General features: G+C 66.9%; 12 protein-coding genes. 8 read left to right on the top strand and 4 right to left on the bottom strand.

From position 1 onward, the window contains the following. Nucleotides 1-111: 111 nt before the first annotated feature. Nucleotides 112-1,047, bottom strand: coding sequence for a hypothetical protein (locus ACKAE7_RS19835; RefSeq protein WP_408980095.1), 936 nt, complete (start codon nt 1,045-1,047; stop codon nt 112-114). Between the two features lie 202 nt (nt 1,048-1,249). Between ACKAE7_RS19835 and ACKAE7_RS19830 the strand changes: the two genes are divergently transcribed. Continuing rightward, nucleotides 1,250-2,305: a DNA polymerase IV gene (locus ACKAE7_RS19830; protein WP_408980096.1), complete on the top strand. Its 1,056-nt coding sequence runs from the start codon at nt 1,250-1,252 to the stop codon at nt 2,303-2,305. Between the two features lie 213 nt (nt 2,306-2,518). Here ACKAE7_RS19830 and ACKAE7_RS19825 read toward each other — a convergent pair whose 3' ends face one another. Further along, complete coding sequence (locus tag ACKAE7_RS19825; protein WP_066280975.1) at nt 2,519-2,695, bottom strand: CsbD family protein; 177 nt, start codon at nt 2,693-2,695, stop codon at nt 2,519-2,521. Nucleotides 2,696-2,824: 129 nt separating this feature from the next. Here ACKAE7_RS19825 and ACKAE7_RS19820 point away from each other — a divergent pair, with 129 nt between their 5' ends. The 5 genes from ACKAE7_RS19820 (at nt 2,825) to ACKAE7_RS19800 (ending at nt 7,057) form a co-directional block, all read left to right on the top strand. Further along, entirely contained in the window at nt 2,825-3,283 is a 459-nt protein-coding gene (locus ACKAE7_RS19820) for an SRPBCC family protein (protein WP_408980094.1), read from the top strand. Then, nucleotides 3,283-3,960, top strand: a complete 678-nt coding sequence (locus ACKAE7_RS19815) for a pentapeptide repeat-containing protein (RefSeq protein ID WP_188812659.1) — start codon at nt 3,283-3,285, stop codon at nt 3,958-3,960. Before ACKAE7_RS19820 ends, ACKAE7_RS19815 begins: the two co-directional genes overlap by 1 nt. Before the next feature lie 141 nt (nt 3,961-4,101). Continuing rightward, on the top strand, nt 4,102-5,328 hold the full coding sequence (locus ACKAE7_RS19810; RefSeq protein WP_188812661.1) for a thiolase family protein: 1,227 nt from the start codon (nt 4,102-4,104) through the stop codon (nt 5,326-5,328). Further along, on the top strand, nt 5,328-6,176 hold the full coding sequence (locus ACKAE7_RS19805) for an enoyl-CoA hydratase/isomerase family protein (protein WP_190613241.1): 849 nt from the start codon (nt 5,328-5,330) through the stop codon (nt 6,174-6,176). The genes ACKAE7_RS19810 and ACKAE7_RS19805 overlap by 1 nt, the downstream gene beginning before the upstream one ends. Next, the gene (locus tag ACKAE7_RS19800; protein WP_408980093.1) at nt 6,173-7,057 is read left to right on the top strand and encodes a 3-hydroxyacyl-CoA dehydrogenase family protein; all 885 of its coding nucleotides are present in this window, start codon (nt 6,173-6,175) and stop codon (nt 7,055-7,057) included. The genes ACKAE7_RS19805 and ACKAE7_RS19800 overlap by 4 nt, the downstream gene beginning before the upstream one ends. A 9-nt stretch (nt 7,058-7,066) precedes the next feature. Here the strand turns inward: ACKAE7_RS19800 and ACKAE7_RS19795 are convergent, their stop codons facing one another. Beyond that, nucleotides 7,067-7,300: a DUF6480 family protein gene (locus ACKAE7_RS19795; protein WP_174177928.1), complete on the bottom strand. Its 234-nt coding sequence runs from the start codon at nt 7,298-7,300 to the stop codon at nt 7,067-7,069. A 75-nt stretch (nt 7,301-7,375) separates the two neighbouring features. Between ACKAE7_RS19795 and ACKAE7_RS19790 the strand changes: the two genes are divergently transcribed. Continuing rightward, nucleotides 7,376-7,984: a GNAT family N-acetyltransferase gene (locus tag ACKAE7_RS19790; RefSeq protein ID WP_408980092.1), complete on the top strand. Its 609-nt coding sequence runs from the start codon at nt 7,376-7,378 to the stop codon at nt 7,982-7,984. Nucleotides 7,985-7,994: 10 nt separating this feature from the next. Here ACKAE7_RS19790 and ACKAE7_RS19785 read toward each other — a convergent pair whose 3' ends face one another. Continuing rightward, nucleotides 7,995-8,825, bottom strand: a complete 831-nt coding sequence (locus ACKAE7_RS19785; protein ID WP_408980091.1) for an SGNH/GDSL hydrolase family protein — start codon at nt 8,823-8,825, stop codon at nt 7,995-7,997. A gap of 98 nt (nt 8,826-8,923) precedes the next feature. Between ACKAE7_RS19785 and ACKAE7_RS19780 the strand changes: the two genes are divergently transcribed. Beyond that, nucleotides 8,924-9,338, top strand: a 415-nt coding sequence (locus ACKAE7_RS19780; RefSeq protein ID WP_408980090.1) for a tyrosine-protein phosphatase, incomplete at its 3' end; no start/stop codon positions are given.

Below are 9,338 nucleotides of genomic sequence, written 5' to 3'. Positions count from 1 at the left end.
CCCGCCGCCCCCGCCGCCGCGATCGCCGGAACGCTGCACGGTCGCCCGAACGCTCCGGCGTCCGGGCGCCGTTCCAGCGATTTGGCTGCCGTCGCGTCGTGGGGACCGGGCTCAGCGTCGGAGGGCTGCGAGGATCCGGTTCTTGAACTCGGGCTCCCGGAACAGGTCCTTCCATTCCACGCGGACGAAGAGCCACCCGTCTTCAGTGAGTGCTTTCTCCCGGCGCCGCTCCTGGTAGAGGACTTCGCCGGTTGGTTCGTAGTCGAAATACTTGACCTTCCCGTCGAATTCGAGGGCCACCTTCTTCTCCCTCCACGCGAAGTCAAGGCGATGCCGGCCCACGCGGCTGTGGACCTCAACCTGCGCCTCGGGCAGAGGCAGCTTCAGCCGTACCAAAAGCTCCCGCGTGAGGGTTTCCCCGGCAGATTCCGCGTGGATATCGGCGTTGGCGAGCGCCCGTCGAAGGTTCCTTACCCCGTTGCGGCCCGCAAGGCTGTCCGCCGCAGCGTTCATGACCTCGAGATCGGCGCCAAGCCTGAGCGCATGGTCCACCAGCACCAGCGCCTGCCGGTACTCGAGCATCAGGGCGCAGTCCACCACTGTCCGCTCAAGCGAGGTGACCCTCAACCGGCCGAGGGTTATGGCTTCGGCATCCGCATACGGCCGGGTGTGCCCGCGGACATCCTTCCCAAGGCGCTCGCTGGAGGGCCGCACCCGGAGCAGGACATGAACCAGGTCGTCCGTGTTCCACAGGAAGAGGCCGTGCAGGCGGGCGGCTGAGGTGTGGCTGTAAACGAAGTTTCCCGTTGATGTGGTCAGCGTCCCGTGCGCGTGCGCATGGATCAGCTGCAGGCTGCGGACTCTGGGAGACTGCTTCTCCCAGAGGGAGGCCCTAATGTAGCAGCCGTACCTGAGGCGGACCAGGCCGCCGCTTTTGACCAAGTGCCGAATGGCCCGCGAGTTAAGCCCGCCGGCATGCAGTTGGTCAGTGCGCCAGAGGTTTCCAGTGGCTGGCAGCTGCGGCAATAGTGCGGGTAATTGTGTCATCCACCCAGCCTCCGGTGAGGGAAACGCGGTGGCCAGGCGCCGGCGTCGTTATGTGGAAAGCCCCGCAGACGCCGGAAGGCTGCCCGGCCGCTGGAGCGGTTCAGTGTGCGGGCACCGTTCCGGCGATTACGACGGCGGAGGGCCGGGAACGGTGGTGCCGGACGTCCGGCGGGGGCAGACTGGGCGTGTGGACGAACCGTGGGTGCTGCATGTGGACCTTGACCAGTTCATCGCAGCCGTCGAAGTGCTCCGCCGGCCCGAGCTCGCGGGGAAGGCGGTGATTGTTGGCGGCCGAGGCGATCCCACCGAGCGGGCAGTGGTGTCCACGGCGTCCTACGAAGCCAGGGCCTACGGCGTGGGCTCGGGAATGCCGCTGCGCATCGCAGCACGGAAGGTTCCCGACGCCGTGATCCTGCCCGTGGATCACGAGGCCTACCTTGAGGCGTCTGAGAAGGTCATGGCGGTGCTGCGCTCACAGCCCGGCGCCACGGTCCAGGTGCTTGGCTGGGATGAGGCCTTTGTTGGCATCCAGACGGAAGATCCGGAGGCCTATGCCCGCCGTCTGCAGCACGCCGTCCTGGAGGCGACCCGGCTGCACTGCAGCGTGGGCATCGGCGATACCCTGGTCCGCGCCAAGGTGGCCACGACGTTCGGCAAGCCGGCCGGGGTCTTCCGGCTCACGGAAGGCAACTGGCTGGAGGTCATGGGGAGCCGGCCGACGATCGAGCTCTGGGGCGTGGGGACGAAGGTGTCTGCCCGCTTGGCCAAACTCGGCATCGGGACGGTTGCCGAGCTGGCAGCGTCCGATCCAGATGACCTGGTCCCCGAGTTCGGCCCGAAGATGGGTCCCTGGTACGCGCAGTTGGGGCGGGGCGACGGCTCACGGACAGTGGATGACACACCCTGGGTGGCGCGCGGGCACAGCCGGGAAACCACCTTCCAGCAGGATCTGACCGGGTCCGGGCAGATCGATGGTGCAGTAAGGGAATTGGCGGCACACGTCCTGGAGGATGTCGCCGCCGAGGGGCGGCCGGTGGTCGGGCTTACGCTCAAGGTCCGCTACGCGCCATTCCTGACCAAGACGTACGCCCGGAAGATTCCGGAGACATCGGACCCCGCGGAAGTGCTGGCGCGCGCCCTCGACCTTGCGGCGAAGATCGAGCCGGGCCGGCCCATCCGGCTCCTGGGGCTGCGCGCCGAAATGACGATGCCAGAGGATTCCCGGCAGGGGCACACCCCGACCCGCAGCGGCTGGTGACGGCTCCATCGGTTGCTGCGTACCTGCCGTTATGGCGCCCCAAAACGGCAGTATTGGAGCACTCGATGAGGGTGGTGGTGGGGATACCCGCGGACAAGCAGAACGGCGGCAGACCCCGTGGGATCCGCCGCCGTTCTGTCCTGCGTCAGGCTGTCCTGCTTCGGACCGTCCTGTCTCAGGCCGCCCGGCGCAGCCGGACAGGCGCAGGAAAAACTAGTCGCGCTTGAACTCGTCCTTGACGCTCTCGCCGACCTTCTTGGCGTCGGCCTTGACCTGGTCCGCCTGGCCTTCGGCCTTCAGCCGGTCATTGTTCGTGGCGTTGCCGGCCGCTTCCTTGGCCTTGCCGCCCATGTCTTCCGCTGCGTTGCTGATCTTGTCTCCGAGGCCCATGATGGTGGCCTCCTTTCGTTTCCGGTGATCGAACGTTTTCACACTAACACGAAGCATGCTTACTAATTCAAGTCCCCAGGGACGCCGGGGTTCTGTCGATTGCGGGGGTCCGCGGCTAGGCTCGAACCCATGGACCACAGCATCAGCCTCAGCCAGCACATCCACGCGTCGCCGGAAAAAGTCTGGACCGTCATTACGGACATTCCCGGCTCGGCCACCACGCTGAGCGGGGTGGAGTCCGTCCAGCTGTTGACGGACGGCCCGTATGGCGAGGGAACGCGCTGGAAGGAGACCCGGAAGATGATGGGCAAATCCGAGACGGTGGAGATGTGGGTGGCGGAGGCTGAGCCGCCGCGCAGCACCACCGTGAAAGCCGTCCAGGGCGGCGCCGACTACAGCACGCTGTTCACTCTCGCACCGCGCGACGGCGGGACGGACCTCAGTGTGACGTTCGGGGGAAAGATGCACAAGCCGACCGCCGCAACCCGCATCGTGATGGCGGTCTTCGGCAAGGTGGCCATGGCGGCCACCCGGAAAGCGCTCCGCAAGGACCTGGCAGACATAACGGCCAAGGCGGAATCCATCTAATGGCCGCGCGCACCCCGCGGGCAGCACCTCCCGGTGTCGCGGCACCGCGCCTGACCCCCGTCCGGCTCGAAAACCTGACCGACGTCGCCGAGCCGGACTTCCAGCGCGGAGGGCGGTACGACGGCGCGCGGTACAGCCGCGTGGCTGCCGAGGGGATGGACCTGGGTGGTGCGGATTTCATCGATTGTGAGTTCCGGGGCGCGGCGTTTAATGAAGCGCAGTTGCGCGGCTCCACCTTCCGCGACTGCATCCTGGAGGAGCTGTACGCGCCGGTCCTTCTGGCGGCCCGTTCCACCTGGCGGGAGGTTGAGATCCGGAATGCGCGCCTTGGTTCTGCCGAACTGTACGAGAGCGGCTGGCAGTCGGTCAGCATTGACGGCGGCAAACTCGATTTCCTCAACCTCCGTGGCGCCAAGCTCACCGACGTCGTGATCAGCGGCTGCATCATCAACGAACTGGACCTCGGCTCGGCCACCGGAACGCGGGTGGCCCTGAAGGACTGCATCATCGGCTCCCTGGACCTCAGCGGGGCCAGGCTCAAGGACTTTGACCTGCGCGGGACGGAGCTCAGGGGGATCAGCGGACTCGGCAGCCTTGGCGGCGTGGTCATTGACGACTCCCAGCTTGGCCTCCTGGCGCCCCTGCTGGCAGCGCATCTGGGGCTCACTGTCCTCTGAGCCTCCGGAATGTCGGTGCGCTGAGGGGTTCCCGTATCCACGGCACACCCTCCCGTGTACTATTTACAGAACGAACGGTCGGTAAGTGGGGATCCGCCGGCCGCTGATGACAGTGCTGTTTATCGCGTGAAGGGTGTTTCCATGGCTGCAACCGCAGGTCCGCAGGCTTTCCTTGTTGGCGGGGTACGAACTCCGGTGGGCAGATACGGCGGGAGCCTCTCCTCCGTCCGTCCCGATGACCTGGCCGCCCTGGTGCTCAGGGAGGCGGTCAGCCGGGCGGGTCTGGACCCGGACAGTATCGACGAGGTCATCCTGGGCAACGCCAACGGGGCCGGCGAGGAAAACCGCAACGTGGCCCGGATGGCCACCCTCCTGGCCGGACTGCCCCTCCACATCCCCGGAATCACCGTCAACAGGCTGTGCTCGTCAGGGCTGAGCGCCATCATCATGGCCAGCCACATGATCAAGTCGGGTGCAGCGGACATCGTGATAGCCGGCGGCGTGGAATCCATGAGCCGGGCGCCCTGGGTGCAGGAAAAGCCCGCAACGGCATTCGCAAAGCCGGGCGCCATCTTTGACACGTCCATCGGCTGGCGGTTCGCCAACCCGCTGTTCCAGAAGGGCGAGCTTTCCCGCGACGGCAAAATGACCTACTCCATGCCGGAGACCGCAGAGGAAGTGGCCCGCGTGGACAACATCTCCCGGGAGGACGCCGACGCCTTTGCCGTCCGGTCCCACCAGCGCGCCCTGGACGCCATCGCCGCCGGGCGGTTCAAGGACGAGATCGTCCCGGTGACCGTCAGGACCCGCAAATCCGAGACCGTGGTGGACACGGATGAAGGCCCCCGCGAAGGCACCACCATGGAGGTCCTCGCCAAACTGAAGCCCGTGACGCACGGAGGTTCCGTGGTCACCGCAGGCAACTCCTCCACCCTGAACGACGGGGCATCCGCCATCATCGTGGCCTCCGAAGCGGCCATCGAAAGGCTCGGGTTGACCCCCCGGGCACGCATCATCGACGGCGCCTCTGCCGGCTGCGAGCCGGAGATCATGGGCATCGGCCCGGTCCCCGCCACCCAGAAGGTGCTCAAGCGGAGCGGCCTCAGCGCAGGTGACCTGGACGCCGTCGAACTAAACGAAGCCTTTGCCACGCAATCCCTCGCCAGCATCCGGCGCCTTGGCCTGGATCCGGACATCGTGAACAACGACGGCGGCGCGATCTCCCTGGGGCACCCGCTGGGTTCCAGCGGGGCGCGGATCGCGATCACCCTCTTGGGCCGGATGGAGCGCGAGGACGCCAGGAGGGGCCTCGCCACCATGTGCATCGGCGTGGGCCAGGGTACGGCCATGCTGCTGGAGAAAGTCTGATGGCGGGCCCCGTGGACCTGGCCGCCGAGAAGTTCCACACGCTCCTCGTGGAGGAACGCACCGACCGGGTGGTGGTGCTGCTGAACCGGCCCGAGGTGCGCAACGCCATCGACCAGCAGATGGTGGACGAGCTGCACGTGGTCTGCGCCGCGCTGGAGCAGGACCCCAAAGTGCTGATCATCGCGGGCGTGGATGGCGTGTTCGCCTCCGGCGCCGATATTGCGCAGCTCCGCGAACGGCGCCGGGACGACGCCCTGCAGGGAATCAATTCCACAATCTTTGTCCGCATCGCCAAGCTGCCCATGCCGGTCATTGCCGCGCTGGACGGGTACTGCCTGGGCGGGGGCGCGGAGCTCGCCTACGCGGCGGATTTCCGGATCGGGACATCCAGCGTCCGCATTGGCAACCCCGAAACAGGGCTGGGAATCCTGGCTGCCGCCGGTGCCAGCTGGCGGCTGAAGGAACTGGTGGGGGAGCCCGTAGCCAAGCAGGTCCTCCTGGCGGGAAAGGTCCTCACCGCCGAAGAAGCACTGGCCGTCAACCTCATCACCGAAATCCACGACGCACCGGAACTCATGGACGCGGCGCACAGCCTGGCGGACAGGATCACCCGGCAGGATCCGCTGGCAGTCCGGATCACCAAGTCCGTGTTCCACGCCCCTGCGGAAGCGCATCCCGTCATTGACCAGCTGGCACAAGGGATCCTGTTTGAATCCGAGGCCAAATTCGACCGGATGCAGCAGTTCCTGGACAGGAAAAACGACAAGAAAACCGGCAAGAACGACGGCGGCAGTGCTGCCACCGCCGGAACCACGGCAGGCGCCGAGAGCGGAGAGCAGAACCGATGAGCACACCCGAACCTTCCCCCGGCCTGCCCGCTGATCTTCCCCACTTCGTGGGCGTCCTGGGCGGCGGCCGCATGGGTGCCGGAATCGCCCACGCCTTCCTGGTCAAGGGGGCGGACGTGCTGGTGGTTGAGCGCGACGACCAGTCAGCGGAAGCTGCCCGTGAGCGCGTGGAATCGGCCGCGGCAAAGAGTATTGAGCGCGGCATGACGGACGCCAACCTGGACGAGATGGTGTCCAGGCTGTCAGTCACGGTGGATTACGACGACTTCGCTGACCGCCAGCTGGTGGTGGAAGCGGTGCCGGAGGACTGGGACCTGAAAGTCACGTCACTGCGCGGCATCGAGGAGCGGCTTGCCGGTGATGCCTACCTGGCCTCGAACACGTCATCGCTGTCCGTGAATGGCCTCGCCGGTGAACTGAAGCGGCCGGACAACTTCCTGGGCCTGCACTTCTTCAATCCTGTTCCGGCATCCACGCTCATCGAGGTGGTGCTTGGGGAGCGCACGTCGCCCCAGCTCGCTGCCGCCGCGAAGGGGTGGGTGGAGGCACTCGGCAAGACCGCCGTCGTGGTTAATGACGCCCCGGGGTTCGCGTCCTCCAGGCTGGGCGTGGCTATTGCCCTGGAGGCGATGCGCATGGTGGAGGAAGGCGTCGCGTCCGCCGAGGATATCGACAACGCCATGGTCCTGGGCTACAAGCACCCCACCGGGCCGCTGAGGACCACGGACATCGTGGGGCTGGACGTACGGCTCGGCATCGCCGAATACCTGCACTCCACCCTGGGCGAGCGGTTCGCCCCGCCCCAGATTCTCAAGGACAAGGTGGCCCGGGGCGAACTGGGACGGAAAACCGGCAAGGGCTTTTTCGACTGGCCCGGCTAGGAACGCAGGTCAGTCGAAGAAACCGACGATGTAGCCGATGAAGTAGAGCAGGAACAGCAGGACGCCGGCCCCGATGGCGCCCATCCAGAAGATCTGCTGGCCCTTCCCCGAGCCCTTCTGCCGGGGCTCCTGGGTGCCTGCCACCGACCCTTCACCGGGAGGCGTTTCGCCGGGCGGCACCCCGCCGCCGGGCTCCAGGCCTGTGATCTTGTCATCCTCCGGGTCCGGATTGGTTCCTGACACGTAAACTCCCTCGCTCGCCGTCCTGATGCTGTCCCCAGCGTAACCGGCCCTGGTGGTTGCACCTAGGCTGGTGCCGTGACTTTCCTAGAACCCCTTACCCTCACGGGCAGGTATGTAACCCTGGAACCTTTGTCCAGGGAGCACCACGACGGCCTGGTGGAGGCGGTACGGGACGGCGAGCTGTGGCGGCTTTGGTACACCTCGGTCCCGGCCCCCGAGGAAATGGCCGCTGAGATCGGGCGCCGCCTGGACCTGCAAGAGCAGGGATCCATGCTGCCGTTCACAACCCGGCTGATCGACCCCGGCACCGGCGCGCCCGGCCGGATCATCGGCATGACCACCTACATGAACATCGACGCCGGCACGCCCCGGGTGGAGATCGGCTCCACCTGGAACGCCGCGTCCGTCCAGGGAACCGGGACCAACCCCGATTCCAAGCTCCTGCTGCTGCGGCACGCGTTCGAGACGCTGGGCTGCCCGGCCGTGGAGTTCCGGACGCACTGGCTGAACCACCAGTCGCGCGAGGCCATCGCCCGGCTGGGCGCCAAACAGGACGGCGTGCTGCGCAACCACTCCAGGACCCGGGACGGGCTCCTCAGGGACACCGTGGTGTTCTCCATCCTGGAGCACGAGTGGCCCATGGTCCGGGCGGGCCTGGAGTGCCGGCTGGCAAAGCGCCGCTAGACCAGCCCTGCTAGCCGGCGGAGTAGGCGCCGGCGGCGTTCAGGGCCTTGTAATACGCGTCATAGCCCTCGGCGTTCGGGTGGAAGCTATCCGGGTTTCCCGGGCCGCCGAGGTTGATCCACGGATCCGGGGACAGGGCGCCATGGCCGAGGAACGCGGACCGCACGTCAACGTAGGTCGCGCCGGTGCTGCCCGCGGCAGCGGCGATCGCCCCGTTCAGGTCGTCAGCCAACTGGGTGGCCTGGTAGATGAACAGCGCTGCGGCAGAAGTCTGCCCCGCCGGGATGGGGTCGAGGAGGTAGGGGTAGCCGGTCACAACAATCCGGGCATTGGGCGCGGCGGCCTGCACGCTCTCGATCATCGAGACCACGTCGCGGTACAGCTGCCCGCTCCCGAGCTGGGCGGAGGCATCGGCGGTGGCAGCGCCACACTCCGTGCCCGGGGTCACACCTGCCAAGGCCACGCCGCAATAGGTGATGATGGCGCCGAAGCCGAGGTTGTTGCCGCCGGCGGTGATGGTCACCAGTTCGGTGCTCTTGTTAAGCCGCCCAAGTTGGGAGTCCACCACATCCCGGGTTGTCTTCCCGCTGCACGCCTCGTTGACCATCAGTTTGATCGCCTTGGACCCGTCGGCGAGCTCTGAATACGTGTTGTCACTGCGATAGCAGTCATCAAGGTACGGCCCGGCTCCCTGCCCGGCGGCGAAGGAGTCTCCCAGCGCAATGTACTTGGTCTTGTCCGCAGCCTGTGCAGGCACGGTGGCCAGCCCTGCCGCCATGGCGAGGGTGGCGAGGCCTGCTGCAAAAGCCGAGCGACGGCGTCGTACGGTGATATTTCCCAAGTGGCTCTCCTTGAACGGGTGGAAGAAGGCAAGTACGAGCCACCGTACTACCTGGCTGTGACGTGCACCTCCTGTGGCCGGTGTGATTAGCTGTGCGGATGAAGAAACCGGGCAGGCCCATGGACTGGGACGGTGCTGTCAACGCCTGGCACGTGGCCGGCGGCGTCTACCGCATGGGCAGGCGCGAGTGGCTCACCGAATCGGGCTGGCGGCAGGCGTACGACGACGGCATCCGCACGGTGATTGACCTCCGCAACGAGGAGGAGGCGCGGCGCCGGGACACCGACCCCGTGGTGGGCGGGGCAGCCTGGTCCGGGATGGTGGTGGTTTCCGCGCCCACGGAGGAGCCGGGCGATCCGCGCTTTACCGCCGTGACCGGCCCCTACCTCAACGATCCGGCCCACTACCCGGAGAACGCGCGGCTGTTCCCGGACAAGCTGGTGGGCGTCTTCCGCGAGCTCGCGGCAGCCTCGGCCCGCGGCGCCGTGGTGCTGCACTGCGCGGCCGGCCGGG

The organism is Pseudarthrobacter sp. NKDBFgelt (assembly GCF_046097905.1).
Classification (GTDB): domain Bacteria; phylum Actinomycetota; class Actinomycetes; order Actinomycetales; family Micrococcaceae; genus Arthrobacter; species Arthrobacter polychromogenes.
The sequence above is the reverse complement of the archived record's forward strand: the minus strand, read 5'-3'. Positions and strand labels throughout refer to the sequence as shown.

Bases quoted from the DNA above. Each gene is read 5' to 3' on its own strand.
- ACKAE7_RS19835 (WP_408980095.1), bottom strand. From the start codon at position 1,047: ATGACACAATTACCCGCACTATTGCCGCAGCTGCCAGCCACTGGAAAC.
- ACKAE7_RS19825 (WP_066280975.1), bottom strand. From the start codon at position 2,695: ATGGGCCTCGGAGACAAGATCAGCAACGCAGCGGAAGACATGGGCGGC.
- ACKAE7_RS19820 (WP_408980094.1), top strand. From the start codon at position 2,825: ATGGACCACAGCATCAGCCTCAGCCAGCACATCCACGCGTCGCCGGAA.
- ACKAE7_RS19815 (WP_188812659.1), top strand. From the start codon at position 3,283: ATGGCCGCGCGCACCCCGCGGGCAGCACCTCCCGGTGTCGCGGCACCG.
- ACKAE7_RS19810 (WP_188812661.1), top strand. From the start codon at position 4,102: ATGGCTGCAACCGCAGGTCCGCAGGCTTTCCTTGTTGGCGGGGTACGA.
- ACKAE7_RS19805 (WP_190613241.1), top strand. From the start codon at position 5,328: ATGGCGGGCCCCGTGGACCTGGCCGCCGAGAAGTTCCACACGCTCCTC.
- ACKAE7_RS19800 (WP_408980093.1), top strand. From the start codon at position 6,173: ATGAGCACACCCGAACCTTCCCCCGGCCTGCCCGCTGATCTTCCCCAC.